The organism is Amycolatopsis sp. CA-126428 (genome assembly GCF_002904335.1).
Lineage (GTDB): Bacteria > Actinomycetota > Actinomycetes > Mycobacteriales > Pseudonocardiaceae > Amycolatopsis.
In genome coordinates this window covers 1-13,042 of record NZ_PPHF01000114.1, presented here as the reverse complement: position 1 = coordinate 13,042, position 13,042 = coordinate 1, and the positions used below count along the sequence as shown (strand labels likewise).

General features: G+C 72.5%; 13 protein-coding genes. 12 read left to right on the top strand and 1 reads right to left on the bottom strand.

From position 1 onward, the window contains the following. Nucleotides 1-93 precede the first annotated feature (93 nt). The 8 genes from C2L58_RS27695 to C2L58_RS27660 are packed head-to-tail and all read left to right on the top strand — an operon-like array spanning nucleotide 94 to nucleotide 7,917. The gene (locus C2L58_RS27695; RefSeq protein WP_103340625.1) at nucleotides 94-1,500 is read left to right on the top strand and encodes an ABC transporter substrate-binding protein; all 1,407 of its coding nucleotides are present in this window, start codon (nucleotides 94-96) and stop codon (nucleotides 1,498-1,500) included. Between the two features lie 4 nt (nucleotides 1,501-1,504). Beyond that, the gene (locus C2L58_RS27690; RefSeq protein ID WP_103340624.1) at nucleotides 1,505-2,461 is read left to right on the top strand and encodes an ABC transporter permease; all 957 of its coding nucleotides are present in this window, start codon (nucleotides 1,505-1,507) and stop codon (nucleotides 2,459-2,461) included. Then, complete coding sequence (locus tag C2L58_RS27685; RefSeq protein ID WP_233225965.1) at nucleotides 2,458-3,255, top strand: ABC transporter permease; 798 nt, start codon at nucleotides 2,458-2,460, stop codon at nucleotides 3,253-3,255. The genes C2L58_RS27690 and C2L58_RS27685 overlap by 4 nt, the downstream gene beginning before the upstream one ends. Further along, on the top strand, nucleotides 3,252-4,829 hold the full coding sequence (locus C2L58_RS27680) for a dipeptide ABC transporter ATP-binding protein (RefSeq protein ID WP_103340622.1): 1,578 nt from the start codon (nucleotides 3,252-3,254) through the stop codon (nucleotides 4,827-4,829). The genes C2L58_RS27685 and C2L58_RS27680 overlap by 4 nt, the downstream gene beginning before the upstream one ends. Then, nucleotides 4,820-5,845, top strand: a complete 1,026-nt coding sequence (locus C2L58_RS27675; RefSeq protein ID WP_103340621.1) for an LLM class flavin-dependent oxidoreductase — start codon at nucleotides 4,820-4,822, stop codon at nucleotides 5,843-5,845. Before C2L58_RS27680 ends, C2L58_RS27675 begins: the two co-directional genes overlap by 10 nt. Next, nucleotides 5,835-6,221 (top strand): TIGR03618 family F420-dependent PPOX class oxidoreductase, encoded by a 387-nt coding sequence (locus C2L58_RS27670; protein WP_103340620.1) that lies wholly within the window; start codon nucleotides 5,835-5,837, stop codon nucleotides 6,219-6,221. Before C2L58_RS27675 ends, C2L58_RS27670 begins: the two co-directional genes overlap by 11 nt. 2 nt (nucleotides 6,222-6,223) lie before the next feature. Continuing rightward, nucleotides 6,224-7,036 (top strand): sulfurtransferase, encoded by an 813-nt coding sequence (locus C2L58_RS27665; RefSeq protein WP_103340619.1) that lies wholly within the window; start codon nucleotides 6,224-6,226, stop codon nucleotides 7,034-7,036. Next, on the top strand, nucleotides 7,033-7,917 hold the full coding sequence (locus tag C2L58_RS27660) for an LLM class flavin-dependent oxidoreductase (protein WP_103340618.1): 885 nt from the start codon (nucleotides 7,033-7,035) through the stop codon (nucleotides 7,915-7,917). The genes C2L58_RS27665 and C2L58_RS27660 overlap by 4 nt, the downstream gene beginning before the upstream one ends. Here the strand turns inward: C2L58_RS27660 and C2L58_RS27655 are convergent. Continuing rightward, on the bottom strand, nucleotides 7,914-8,381 hold the full coding sequence (locus C2L58_RS27655; protein ID WP_103340617.1) for a MarR family winged helix-turn-helix transcriptional regulator: 468 nt from the start codon (nucleotides 8,379-8,381) through the stop codon (nucleotides 7,914-7,916). The two genes, C2L58_RS27660 and C2L58_RS27655, sit on opposite strands and share 4 nt — an antisense overlap. 82 nt (nucleotides 8,382-8,463) lie before the next feature. Between C2L58_RS27655 and C2L58_RS27650 the strand changes: the two genes are divergently transcribed. The 4 genes from C2L58_RS27650 to C2L58_RS27635 are packed head-to-tail and all read left to right on the top strand — an operon-like array spanning nucleotide 8,464 to nucleotide 12,981. Beyond that, complete coding sequence (locus tag C2L58_RS27650; protein WP_103340616.1) at nucleotides 8,464-9,879, top strand: MFS transporter; 1,416 nt, start codon at nucleotides 8,464-8,466, stop codon at nucleotides 9,877-9,879. After that, the gene (locus C2L58_RS27645) at nucleotides 9,876-10,469 is read left to right on the top strand and encodes a hemerythrin domain-containing protein (protein WP_103340615.1); all 594 of its coding nucleotides are present in this window, start codon (nucleotides 9,876-9,878) and stop codon (nucleotides 10,467-10,469) included. The genes C2L58_RS27650 and C2L58_RS27645 overlap by 4 nt, the downstream gene beginning before the upstream one ends. Nucleotides 10,470-10,477: 8 nt before the next feature. Next, complete coding sequence (locus C2L58_RS27640; RefSeq protein ID WP_103340614.1) at nucleotides 10,478-11,566, top strand: FAD-dependent oxidoreductase; 1,089 nt, start codon at nucleotides 10,478-10,480, stop codon at nucleotides 11,564-11,566. After that, nucleotides 11,563-12,981 (top strand): FAD-dependent oxidoreductase, encoded by a 1,419-nt coding sequence (locus tag C2L58_RS27635; RefSeq protein ID WP_103340613.1) that lies wholly within the window; start codon nucleotides 11,563-11,565, stop codon nucleotides 12,979-12,981. The genes C2L58_RS27640 and C2L58_RS27635 overlap by 4 nt, the downstream gene beginning before the upstream one ends. Nucleotides 12,982-13,042: the final 61 nt, after the last annotated feature.

The window sequence follows — 13,042 nt, the reverse complement described above, 5'->3', positions numbered from 1 at the left end:
CCCGCCTTAATTGCCATACACGTTGTACTTTACCTCAGACCGCTTCCGCCGCCGAGTTCCCTCGGCCCTCCTCTTCCACCGTGAGGCCTGCCGATGCGCACCGCCCGAATCCTGGGGACAGCCCTCATCCTGGCCGCCGCGGCCGCTTGCGCCCCGGGCCAAGCCGCCACCGGCGGCACCCTCTCGATCGCCACCCAGGCCGACCCGACCTGCCTCGACCCGCAGCAGACCGGCCAGCTGGTGTCGATGGACGTCTCCCGTTCCCTGGTGGACACGCTGACCGACCAGGACCCGAAGACCGGCAAGATCGTGCCTTGGCTGGCCGAGCAGTTCACCGTGCTGGACGGGGGTCGCAAGTTCAAGTTCGTGCTGCGCCAAGGCGTCACGTTCAGCGACGGCACGCCGGTCGACTCAGCCGCGGTCAAGGCCACGTTCGACCAGCTGGTCAAGCTGCCGGCCAACGGCGCGCCCGCCTACATCCGCGGCTACACCGGCACCACCGTCATCGATCCACGCACCTTCACCGTGGACTTCACCACGCCCAACGCCCAGTTCCTGCAGGCCACTTCGGGCGCCGGTCTCGGCATCCTGTCCAGCGCCACGGCGAAGAAGCCGCTGGCCGCCCGGTGCCGCGGCGACTACGTCGGCTCCGGGCCGTACGTGCTCGACCACTACACCGCCAACCAGGAAGTGGTGATCAGGAAGCGGCCGGACTACGCCTGGCCGTCGTCGCTTTCGCCGAACCGCGGCGCGGCGGCGCTGGAGCAGATCCGGTTCGCCTTCGTGCCCGAGGACGGCGCCCGGTCGACGGCGCTGCGCTCCGGGCAGGTGCAGCTGGCCACCGCGATCCAGCCGACCGACCAGGACCTGTTCCAGGGCAACGGGTTCAGCCTGCTCAGCGCCTCCTCGCCCGGCGCCGTCAATCCGCTCTCCCTCAACCACAAGGGAATCCTTGCCGACGAACGCGTGCGGACCGCGCTGCTGACCGGGATCGACCGCGAGGAGCTGGTCAAGGCCGTGCTGGGCAGCCGCGCCAAGCCCGCGACCAGCGTGCTGTCCTCTTCGACGCCGTTCTACCAGCCCACGGACAAGCTGCGGTACGACCCGCAGGCGTCCGAAAGGCTGCTGTCCGAGGCAGGCTGGGCGCCGGGCCCGGACGGGACCCGCGTCAAGGACGGCAACCGGCTGAGCCTCAACTGGCTGATCCCGGCCCCGATGCCGCCGGCCGACGAGGCGGTGCAGCAGCAGCTGCGCAAGATCGGCGTCGAGCTGAAGCTGAACGCGGTGCCCCCGGCCAAGTACGTCGAGCAGCAGCTGACGGCGGGCTCCGATGCCGAGCGCCAGCAGGCGGTCACGAACGCGGTCAACTGGATCATCGACCACGCCGACAGCGTCCCGCTGTACGAGAACGCCCTCGTCGACGGCGTGTCCGATCAAGTCAAGGACCTGGCGCTCGACGCGTCACTGCGGCTGCGGCTGCACGACGCGAGGCTCGGGTGACACCGTGCCCAGGTATCTGCTCGGACGCGCCGCGCAGGCGATCTTCGTGGTGTGGGCGGCGTTCACCGTCACCTTCGTCGCGATCCGCCTGCTGCCGGGTGATCCGGTGGCGCTCATGCTCAACGGCCGCGGCGGTGGCGAGGCCGCGTCCCCGCAGGACATCGCCCGCGTCTCCGCCGAACTGGGCTTCGACGGACCGATCGCCGGGCAGTACGCCCGGGCTCTGGCCGGCGCGCTGCACGGTGACTTCGGGCAGTCCATCCAGACCGGCCTTCCGGTGTCCCGGATGATCTCGGCGGCGCTGCCGCGGACGCTGCAGCTCGGGGCGGCGGCGCTGGTCCTGTCCCTGGTGGCCGGTACCGCGCTGGCGGTGGCGGCCAACCTGGTGCGCAGCCCGCTCGGCCGGCAGGCGCTGCGGTCCGTGCCGTCGATCGCGGTGTCCATGCCGTCGTTCTGGGTCGGGCTGATGCTGATCCAGCTGTTCTCACTGAAGCTGAAGCTCTTCCCGTCCCTGGGCGGAGACGGCTTGGCCGGCCTGGTGCTGCCCGCCTGTACGCTGGCCATCCCCGGTGCGGCGCTGGTCGGCCAGGTCCTGAGCAAGAGCCTGCACGCCACGTTGCGGGAACCCTACGCCGACACGATCCGCGCGACGGGCGCGAGCGAGCTGCGCGTGCTGCTCGGCCACGGACTGCGCAACGCCGCCATTCCCGCCATCACCGTCGTCGGCCTGCTGGCCGGGTACGTCATCGGCGGCTCCGTCGTGGTGGAAAGCGTGTTTTCCCGCCCTGGCATGGGACAGGACATCTTTTTCGCGGTCACCACCCAGGACCTGCCGGTCGTGCAGGGCGTCGTCGTCGTGGCGTCGATCGCCTTCGTGGCGGTGAACCTGGTGGTGGACCTGTTGTGCCCGGTGCTGGACCCGCGGATCCGGTCCACCGGACGGCCGGCGGTGGCCCGGTGAGGCGGCCCGGCTTCGTGGCGTCGGTCCTGGTGCTGGTCCTGGTCGTCGGCTGGGCGGTGACGCCCGGCCTGTTCACCGGCCGCGACCCGATCGACGGCACCATCGGGGAAAAGTTCCAGGCCCCCGGCCCGCACCACCTGTTCGGCACCGACCAGCTCGGGCGGGACGTCTACGCCAGGGTGGTCCACGGCGCCGCGCTGTCGCTGCAGGCCGCGCTGATCGCGATCGTGCTGGCCCTGGTCGCCGGGGCGGTGCTCGGCCTGGTCGCGGGGTACTTCGGCGGCTGGCTGGACGTGGTCGTCACCCGGGTGGTCGAGGTGCTGCTTTCGATCCCGCCGGTGCTGCTGTCGTTGCTGGTGCTCAGCGCGCTCGGCTTCGGCACGGTCAACGTGGCCGTGGCGGTCGGCCTCACCAGCGTGGCCGCGTTCACCCGGCTGATGCGGGCGGAGGTCGTCCGGGTGCGGACCGCCGTCTACGTCGAGGCCGCGGTGCTGTGCGGGGCGCGCTGGTGGCAGGTGCTGCCGAAGTACGTCCTGCCCGCCGCGATCGGCCCGGTGCTCGCACTGGCGGCGCTGGACTTTGGGCTGGTCGTGCTGGGGGTCTCGTCGCTGAGCTTCCTCGGATACGGCCAGCCGCCGCCGGCGCCCGAGTGGGGGTCTCTGGTTTCCGACGGCCGCAACTACCTGGGGGTCGCCTGGTGGCTGACCACGCTGCCGGGCTTGACCGTGATGGCCGTCGTGCTGGCCGCCAACCGGATTTCCCGGGTGCTCGAACGGGAACGGAGCCACGCATGACGCTGCTGAGCATCGACGGCCTCCGGGTCGCCTACGGGGACCAGATCGCGGTCGACGGGGTCAGTCTGGACCTCGAACCCGGCCGGATCACCGCCGTGGTCGGCGAATCCGGTTCGGGCAAGAGCACCCTGGCGCACGCCATCATCGGCCTCCTGCCCGGCACCGGGAAGGTGCTGGCCGGCAGCATCCGGCTCGACGGTGAAGAACTCGTCGGGCTGCGGGAGAAGGCGTGGCGATCGGTCCGCGGCCGCCGGATCGGTTTGGTGCCGCAGGATCCCGGCGTCGCGCTGGACCCGACGAAGCCGGTGGGCCGCCAGGTCGCCGAAGTGCTGAAGGTGCACGGGCTGCCAGGCGGTCCGCGCGTGGTGAAGCTGCTGGCCGAAGCCGGGCTGCCCGAGCCGGAGGTGCGCGCCCGGCAGTACCCGCACGAACTGTCCGGCGGCATGCGGCAACGGGTGCTGATCGCGATGGCGACGGCCGCCCGGCCGCGGCTGCTCGTCGCCGACGAGCCGACGTCGGCGCTCGACGTCACGGTGCAGCGCCGGATCCTGGACCACCTGGAGCACCTGGCGAACACCACCGGCACCGCGATCCTGCTGGTGACGCACGACCTGGCGGTGGCCGCCGAGCGGGCGCAGCGGATCGTCGTGATGCACAACGCACGGGTGGTCGAAGCCGGGCCGGCCGAGCAGATCCTGCACGCGCCGGGCGATCCCTACACCCGGCGGCTGCTCTCCGACAACCCCGCCACCGCCGGGCCGCGCCCGCGGCCCGCCGGACAGCCGGAGGTCCTGCTCGAGGTCCGCGGCCTCCGCAAGACGTTCCCGGTCCGGGGCGGCGGCCTGCGCAAGCAGCACCGCGTCGCCGTGGACGGCGTCAGCTTCGACGTCCCCCGGGGGCAGACCCTCGGCCTGGTGGGCGAATCCGGTTCCGGCAAGACCACGACGGCCCGCCTCGTCCTCGGGCTGGAACGGCCGACCGCCGGCATCGTGCGGCTGGGCGACACCGACGTCACCGGCGCCGGGCGGGCGCAGCTGCGCCGGCTGCACCGCCGGATCCAGCTGATCTACCAGAACCCGTACTCCTCCCTGAACCCGCGGTTCACCGTGCGGGACCTGCTGACCGAGCCGCTGCGCAACTTCGGCATCACCGACGGCCCGGGAGCAACCGAGCTCCTGGACAGCGTGGCGCTGCCCGCGGCGACCGCGGCGCGCAAGGCCGCCGAACTGTCCGGTGGCCAGCGGCAGCGGGTCGCCATCGCCCGCGCGTTGTCGCTGAACCCGGAGCTGGTCGTCTGCGACGAACCCGTCTCGGCCCTCGACGTCACCGTCCAGGCGCAGATCCTCGACCTGCTCGTCACACTGCAGCGGGACCGGGGGCTGTCCTACCTGTTCATCTCGCACGACTTGGCGGTGGTCCGGCAAATCAGCGACCGGATCGCGGTCATGCGGCACGGCCGGATCGTCGAAACCGGCGCCACCGAAGACGTCTTCACCGCCGCCCGCCACCCGTACACCCGGAGCCTGCTCGACGCCGTTCCCGGCATCACGGAGGAAGAAGCATCATGGACCTAGGGCTGATCACGTTCGGCAGCCTGCTGCCCGACGTCCGCACCGGCACCACCCTCAGCCAGCGGCAGCGGCTGCGGGATGTGGTCCGCGCCGCGAGGGAGGCCGAAGACCTCGGGTTCGCCTGGTACACCGTGGGCGAGCACCACTTCAGGGACCGGGACGTGATCCCGTCGCCCGCCGTGGTGCTGGCCGCCATCGCCGAGAACACCTCGACGATCCGCCTGGCGACCGGCACGACGCTGGTGGCCAACCGCGACCCGGTGCTGGTCGCCGAGGACTACGCGGTGGTCGACCTGCTGTCCGACGGCCGGCTGGAGATGATCGTCGGCGGCTCGTTCTTCCCCGAACCGTACGCGGTGTTCGACCAGGCCCCGGAAACCAAGGGCGCACGCAAGCGGGAGAACCTCGAACTGCTGCAGCGGTTGTGGACCGAGGACCGGGTCACCTGGCGGGGCGAGTTCCGGCCGCCGCTGGACGAGGTCCTGGTGCAGCCCCGGCTCGCGCAGCCCCGGCCTCCCCTGTGGGTCAGCGGCGGCACCAACCCGGACTCGATCGCGCTGGCCGTCGACCACGGCCTGCCCATGGTGTTCGGCACCACGGCCCGGGAGCCGGCCACTTTCGTGCCGTTCTTCGACGCCTACCGCGGCCAGTGGCGCGAACGCCGCGGCGACGAGCCCGGCCGGCTGGGCGCGGCCAGTCACGCGTTCGTGGCCGAGACGTCCCAGCAGGCACGGGCGTTGTGGTCGACGTACATCGAGAGCTACCTCAGCGCTCGCACCACCGGGCCGCTGGACTTCGACGGCCACATCGGCGTCAACGGCCCCGCGCTCTGCGGCAGCCCGGCCGAGGTCGTCGACAAGCTGGGCCGGTTGCAGCAGCTGTGGGGCCACGACCTGCACCTGCTGTCGGTCGACATCGGCGGCATTCCCTACGCCACCGTGCAAAGGGCGACGGAGCTGATCGCCGCCGAGGTGCTGCCCCAGGTCCGGCGCGGGACGGTGGCCGCCCATGCTGGCTGACGACGTCCGCGCGCTGGCGGCCGCGCGCAGCCTCGGCATCTTCACCACGCTGATGCCCGGCGGCCAGCCGCAGACCAGCGCCGTGTGGCCGCACTCGGACGAGCGGCACCTCCTGATCGGCACCAGCACCTCGCGGCAGAAGTACCGCAACGTCGTCCACGACCCGCGGGTGACGATCCTGTTGCTGGACCCCGAAAACAGCCGCCGCTACATCGAAGTCCGCGGCCGGGTCGTCGACGTCGAACGCGGCGAAGCGGCGCTCGCGCTGGCGCGCACCACGTTCACCAAGTGGACCGGCAAGCCGGAGATCCGCCCGGCCGAAGGCGATCGGGTGCTCCTGCGGATGCAGGCCGACCACGTGCACCGGAAGGAGTGATCATGGAAGAACCCGTCGTCGGCCTGGACCGGATCCGCCGGGACGACGTCACGCTCGTGGACGTGCGCTGGTACCTCGACGGGCGCAGCGGTGCGGCCGCCTACGAGGCTGGCCACCTTCCCGGCGCGGTCTGGGTGGACCTCGACACCGTGCTCAGCGGCCCACCGGACCCGGCAGGCGGCCGGCACCCGATCCCCACGCCCGAAGCCTTCGCCGAAGGCCTGGGCCGCGCGGGTGTCGCCGACGACGCCACGGTGATCGCCTACGACGACAACGGCGGAGCCTACGCGGCTCGCCTGGTCTGGTTGCTGCGGCTGCTGGGCCGGCCGGCGGCCCTGCTCGACGGCGGCCTGCAGGCCTGGCCGGGAGAACTGGAGCGGGGTGTGGTCACGCGGCCGCCGGTGACGCGCCGGGTGGCCGGCTGGCCGGCTGGAGCCTTCCACACCGCGGACGAGGCCGCGCGGGCGCCGGTCCTGCTCGACGCCCGGGCACCCGAGCGCTACTCCGGCGAAAGCGTGCTCCCCAGCGACGTCCGATCAGGACACATCCCGGGCGCGGTCAACGCGCCTTGGGCGGCCAACCTCGACGAAGACAACACCTTCGCCTCCCGGGAACGGCTGCGCGAGCACTACGGCGCGCTCGGCGTCACCGGCGACTCGGACGTCACGGTCTACTGCGGCAGCGGCGTGACGGCGTGTCACGACCTGCTGGCGCTGGAGCTGATCGGCGTGCGGGCCGCGCTGTACCCCGGGAGCTGGTCGGCGTGGTCGGCGGAGCCGGCCCGCCCGATATCGACAGGGAACCAACCACGATGAGTGCGATCCACGGTCAGCGGCTCGGCTTCGGCGCGGGCGGGATCTTCCGCGGCGCCGACCCGGCCCAGTTGCTCGACCTCGCGCAGAGCGCCGACGAGCTGGGCTTCGACCTGTTCAGCCTGAGCGACCACCTGCACACCGACCAGCCGGCCCTGGAGCCCTGGACGGCGCTGAGCTGGCTGGCGGCCAAAACCGAGCGCATCGAGCTGGGCACCAACGTGCTCGGCCTGCCCTACCGCGCCCCGGCGGTGCTGGCGAAGGCGGCCGAGACGCTGGACCGCGTGTCCGGCGGCCGGCTGGTGCTGGGTCTCGGAGCGGGCGGTTACGACCGCGAGTTCGAGGCGTTCGGCCTGCCGGTGCGCACGCCGGGACGCAAGATCACCGCCCAGCGAGAGGCGATCCGGATCATCCGGGGGCTGTGGGCCGGGGAGCCGGAGGTGTTCGACGGGCGGGAGTTCTCCGTGCGCGAGGCGCGCATCGAGCCGCGGCCGGCCCACCGGATCCCGATCTGGCTCGGCACGTACGGCCCCCGGGCGCTGGAGCTGACCGGGCAGCTCGCCGACGGCTGGCTGCCCTCGTTCGGGCGGATCGACCTGCCCCGGGCGGTCGAGATGCGGGACGTGGTGCGGAAAGCGGCCGCCGGCGCGGGCCGGGATCCCGGGTCGATCACCTGCGCGGCGAACCTGACCGTGCGGGTCGACCCGGCGCAGACGTCCTCTCCGGGCCTGGTCACCGGCAGCGTGGACGAGGTGGTCCGGCAGATCACCGAGGTGGTCCGGGCCGGGTTCACGTTCCTGCTGCTCGGCCCGCAATCCGTGGCGGAGCAGGAACTCCTGGCCCGGGAGGTGATCCCTGCCGTCCGTGCCGCGGCGGCCGGCTAGCCGGCCGCGTGCGTGCGGGCCACGTCGTCGGCGTTGACGACTCGGCGCATCAGCTCGACCAGCGTCTCCCGCTCGTCCTCGGACAGCACGCCGAGGAACTCGCGCTGGGACCGCTGCGCGGTCGTCAGGAGTTCGCGGGCGAGGGCCCGGCCGTCGTCGGTGAGGGTGACGCGCTGGCGGCGGCGGTCCCCGGGATCCCGTTCCCGGCCGACGAGTCCCCGGCTCTCCACCTCGTCGAGGTAGCCGACCAGGTGGCTGCGGTTGAGGCCGAGCCGGTCGGCGAGGTCGTGCTGGGCCAGCGGGCCGAAGTCGGCCAAACCGGTGAGCACGGCGAAGTGCGGCAGCCGCAGGCCCCGCTCGGCGAGGGCCCCGGCGAGCACCCGCCGGCCGATCTGGGCGAAGTGGCTGGCCAGGTACGACGGGAGGGCGAGCAGGGCCGGCGGGCGGATCCCGTCAGGTGACATGGCCGCAGCGTACTCGATGGACAGAACTATGTCGTCATGTAATGATGTCATACAGACACGATTTCTCCGGAGGAGCTGCCCCATGACCAGCCCGGCGCGTGCGGTGGCGGCGCCGTTCACCGCGTTGCTCATCGCTGTGCTTTCGTTCTCCCTGCTCCAGACCATGCCGGTGCCCGCGCTGCCGAACCTGCAGCAGGCGTTCGGCACGTCCACCACCACGGTCTCTTGGGTGCTGAGTGCCTTCCTCCTGACCGCGTCGGTCGCGACCGGCGTGCTCGGCAGGCTCGGCGACATGTTCGGCAAGCGGCGGGTGCTGATCGCCTGCCTGCTCGTGTCGGCCGCCGGCACGCTGCTCGCGGCGCTGGCCGGCTCGATCGGCGTGCTCATCACCGCCCGGGCCGTGCAGGGCGTCGGCGCGGCGACCTTCCCGCTCGCTTTCGGCATCGTGCGCGAGCAGTTCCCGCGCGAGCGGGTGCCGGTCGCGATCGGCTGGATCAGCTCGGTGTTCGGCATCGGCTTCGGCGCCGGCCTGGTCATCCCCGGCCTGATCGTGGACGCGCTGAGCTGGCGGTGGATCTTCTGGCTGATGCTGCTGGTGATCGTCGTGGGCGTCGCCGCGGTGGCGGTCTTCGTCCGCGAATCGCCCGTCACGTCACCGGGCCGGGTCGACTGGGCCGGCGCTCTGCTGCTCTCCGCCGCGATCGTCGCCCTGCTGCTGGCGATCAGCAACGGCCGGGGGTGGGGCTGGGGCTCGGCCGCGGTGCTCGGCCTGTTCGCCGCCGGGGTGGTGCTGCTCGTCCTGTTCGGCCTGGTGGAGCGGCGGATCGGCGCGCCGCTGGTGGACATCGGGCTCCTGCGCAACCGGACCGTGCTCGCGGCCAACGTCACCGCACTGATCATCGGCATCGGCATGTACGGCGCGTTCACCCTGGTCCCGGCCCTGGTCGAGACCTCGCCGTCGGTCGGCTACGGCTTCGGTGCGTCGGTCACCCAGGCCGGCCTGTTCATCATCCCGATGGCCGTGACCATGCTGTTCGCCAGCCCGGTCGCCGGGCGGCTGGGAGCCGCGCTCGGGTTCAAGCTGCCGCTGGTGCTGGCCTGCGTCATCGGCGCCGTCGGGTTCGTCGTGTTCGCGGCCGCCCACGACGCGCCGTGGCCCCTCTACCTCGGCAACGGGATCATCGGCATCGGCGTCGGGTTCGCGTTCGCCTCGCTGGCCAACCTGGTCGTCAGCGCGGTCGATCCCCGGCAGACCGGCGAGGCGACCGGGATCAACACCATCATGCGGACCATCGGTGGCACGCTCGGCGCCCAGATCGCGGCCACCATCGTCACGTCCACGCTGGTTCCCGGCACCCGGATCCCGGTGGAGTCCGGCTACACCACGGCGTTCACGTTGTCGGCGATCGCCATGGGCGTGGCGACGCTCGCGGCCCTCGCCGTGCCGGGACCGCTGCGGAAGGCCGCACCGGCACCGCTGGCCCGGGCCGCCGGATGACCGGCGGGGAGCTGGCCGCCGTACCCACGCCGGTGTCCGGCGCCCGGCTGAGCCGCCACCGGCTCTGGGACGAGCGAACGCGCCCGCAGGCACCGCCGCCCGAAGCGGGCCGTCGCTACACGCCCCGCGAACAGGCCGGCGGCACCCGGCTGATCGAGGTGCACGACTACCTCCGGGCCGAACTCGACCGGTTGCGCGAGCTGATGTCCGAGGTCGGCACCGGCACGATCGGACCGGCGGCCGCCCGGGCCCGGCTCCACCGGTTGACGTTGCGGCCCGTGGACGCGGCCACCGCCGGCTGCCGGGCGTTCTGCCGGATCGTGCTGCCGCACCACAACCGGGAGGACACCGACGTCTTCCCGCGCCTGCGGGAGTTCGAGCCACGGCTCGGGCCGGTCGTCGACCGGCTGGAGCAGGAACACCAAGCGCTGCACGGGCTCGTCGAGCGGATCGACCGGACGCTGGTCGCCGAACCGCTCGACGGGCCGGCGCTGCGGGCCGCGGTCGACCTGCTGACCGACGCACTGCTGTCCCATCTGTCCTACGAAGAACACGAACTGGTCGAGCCGCTGGCTCGGCTGTGGGGATGAGGAGATCGATGAGCACCACTGTTGCCGTCGTCGGTGGCGGCTACGGCGGCGTCACCGCCGCGAAGGCCCTCGACGAGTTCGCCGACGTCGTCCTGATCGAACCGCGGGACGCCTTCGTGCACAACGTCGCCATCCTGCGGCACCTGGTCGACCCGGGGTGGTCGGGGCGGCTGTTCTTCCCGTACGACCGGCTGCTGGCCCGGGGCAAGGTGATCCACGACCGCGCGGCCGCCGTCGAGGCCGGCGCGGTGACGCTCGGGTCCGGCGATCGGGTGCCCGCCGACTACATCGTGCTGGCCACCGGCTCCCGGTACCCGTTCCCGGCCAAGGTCGAAGAGACGATCGCCGCCGAAGCGGCGGACACGCTCCGCGACGCCCACACCGCGCTCGCCGCCGCGACCCGCGTGCTGCTGCTCGGCGCCGGCCCGGTCGGGCTGGAGCTGGCCGGCGAGATCAAGGCGGCCTGGCCGGACACCGCCGTGACCATCGTCGACCCCGCGCCGGACATCCTGGGCGCCACCGCCCTGCCCGGCGAGCTGCGGGCCGAGGTCCGCCGTCAGCTGGACGAGGCGGGCGTCGAACTGGTGCTGGGCACGGCATTGTCGGCGGAGCCGCCGCACGAACCGGGTCGCGGCGGTGCGTTCACCGTGACCACCCGGTCCGGCGAACGGCTTTCCGCCGACATCTGGTTCCGCTGCCACGGCGTCGTCCCGGCCACGGAGTACCTCGGCGGCGGCCTGGCCGACGCCCTGGACGAGAAAGGCGCCTTGCGCGTCGGTCCCGATCTGCGGGTTCCCGGGCACGCGGGCGTCTTCGCCATCGGCGACGTCACGGCCATCCCCGAAGCGAAGATGGCCAAGGCCGCCGAGCAGCAGGCCGCGGTCGTCGCCGCGAACATCCGGACCCTGCTCGAAGGCGGCACCGACCTGGCGACCTACTCCCCCTCCTCGCCCGGCATCGCGCTTCCGCTCGGCCCCCACGGTGGCGCGTCCTACAACGAGACCGTCGGCGTGCTCGGCGCGGAGGCGACCTCGAAGATCAAGGGCACGAGCCTGCGCGTCGAGTCCTACCTCGAACTGCTCAACCTGGACCGATGAGCGTCGTCGTCGTGGGAGCCGGTCCCACCGGCCTGCTCCTGGCCGGCGACCTCGCGGCCGCCGGCGTGCCGGTGACCGTGCTGGAGAAGCGGGACGAGGGCGTCAGCAACCTGTCCCGCGCCTTCGGCGTGCACGCGCGCACCCTCGAGCTGCTCGACGCGCGCGGACTGGCCGACGAGCTGGTGCCCACCGGGCAGGTGATCGGCGAGCTGCGGCTGTTCGGGTCCCTCCCGTTCGACATCACGCAGCTGCCGTCCCGGTTCCCGTTCCTGCTGGTGACGCCGCAGTACGAGGTGGAGAAGCTGCTGCTGAAGCGGGCGCACGACCTCGGGGTGGTGTTCCGCCACGGCACCGAGGTCACCGGCGTCCGGCAGGACGACGACAGCGTCACCGTGGCGACGAGTTCCGGTGAATTCGAGGCGTCCTACGTGGTCGGGGCCGACGGGGTGCGCAGCGCGGTCCGGAACGCGGTCGGCCTGCCGTTCCCCGGGCGGGTGCTGATCAGGTCCGTGGTCCTGGCGGACGTGAGACTGGTGGAGGAGCCGAGCATCACCGTCCGCGTGCACGGCGACAGGGACGCCTTCGGCTTCATCGCGCCGTTCGGCGACGGCTACTGGCGGATCGGCGGCTGGGATCGCCGCAACCGCGACGTCCCCGACGACACCCCGGTCGAGTTCGAGGAGCTGCGGTCCATCACCGAACGGGCATTCGGCACCGACTACGGCATGCACTCGCCGCGCTGGCTCGGCCGCTTCCACAGCGACGAGCGGCAAGCACCGAGCTACCGCGCCGGGCGCGTGCTGCTCGCCGGTGACGCCGCGCACCAGCACTCCCCCGCCGGCGGCCAGGGCATGAACACCGGCCTCCAGGACGCCGCGAACCTGAGCTGGAAACTGGCCACCACCGTTCAGGGACGGGGCCCGGCGGCGCTGCTCGACAGCTACCACGACGAGCGCCATCCCATCGGCAAGGCCGTGCTGCGCAGCAGCGGGCTGAACCTCCGGCTGGCGATGGCGCGCAACCCGGCCGAGGTGGCGCTGCGTTTCGTGCGGACCCAGGTGGTCAAGCGCGTCCCGGCGGTCAGCCGCGCGGCGATCGGCGAGATCACCGGCATCGGCTACCGCTATCCGGCTCCTCGCGGCGCCCACCGTCTCGCCGGCCGGCGAGCCCCGGACCACGCACTGGCCTCCGGCCGCCTCTACGAAGCCTTGCGAGCCGGCCAGTTCGTGCTCGTCCTGCCGCCCGGCACCGAGGCGAACGTCGCACCGGGGCAGGTCGTCACGGAGCACTGGCCGGACGACCGGCGCGACGCCCTGCTGGTCCGGCCGGACGGGTACACGGCGTGGGCCGCCGACTCCCCGGAAGTCCCCGAGATCGAGTCGGCGGCCCGGTTCTGGACCGGCAGCCGGAGCTAGACGAGTAATGCGTAAGTCTGGGTGTTGACCGGAGATGGGCGAAGGGTGTTCAAGATCCGTT

What these genes read in the sequence shown, in the direction of transcription:
- C2L58_RS27695 (WP_103340625.1), top strand. Translation starts at nt 94, where the DNA reads ATGCGCACCGCCCGAATCCTGGGGACAGCCCTCATCCTGGCCGCCGCG.
- C2L58_RS27680 (WP_103340622.1), top strand. Translation starts at nt 3,252, where the DNA reads ATGACGCTGCTGAGCATCGACGGCCTCCGGGTCGCCTACGGGGACCAG.
- C2L58_RS27675 (WP_103340621.1), top strand. Translation starts at nt 4,820, where the DNA reads ATGGACCTAGGGCTGATCACGTTCGGCAGCCTGCTGCCCGACGTCCGC.
- C2L58_RS27670 (WP_103340620.1), top strand. Translation starts at nt 5,835, where the DNA reads ATGCTGGCTGACGACGTCCGCGCGCTGGCGGCCGCGCGCAGCCTCGGC.
- C2L58_RS27665 (WP_103340619.1), top strand. Translation starts at nt 6,224, where the DNA reads ATGGAAGAACCCGTCGTCGGCCTGGACCGGATCCGCCGGGACGACGTC.
- C2L58_RS27660 (WP_103340618.1), top strand. Translation starts at nt 7,033, where the DNA reads ATGAGTGCGATCCACGGTCAGCGGCTCGGCTTCGGCGCGGGCGGGATC.
- C2L58_RS27655 (WP_103340617.1), bottom strand. Translation starts at nt 8,381, where the DNA reads ATGTCACCTGACGGGATCCGCCCGCCGGCCCTGCTCGCCCTCCCGTCG.
- C2L58_RS27650 (WP_103340616.1), top strand. Translation starts at nt 8,464, where the DNA reads ATGACCAGCCCGGCGCGTGCGGTGGCGGCGCCGTTCACCGCGTTGCTC.
- C2L58_RS27645 (WP_103340615.1), top strand. Translation starts at nt 9,876, where the DNA reads ATGACCGGCGGGGAGCTGGCCGCCGTACCCACGCCGGTGTCCGGCGCC.
- C2L58_RS27640 (WP_103340614.1), top strand. Translation starts at nt 10,478, where the DNA reads ATGAGCACCACTGTTGCCGTCGTCGGTGGCGGCTACGGCGGCGTCACC.
- C2L58_RS27635 (WP_103340613.1), top strand. Translation starts at nt 11,563, where the DNA reads ATGAGCGTCGTCGTCGTGGGAGCCGGTCCCACCGGCCTGCTCCTGGCC.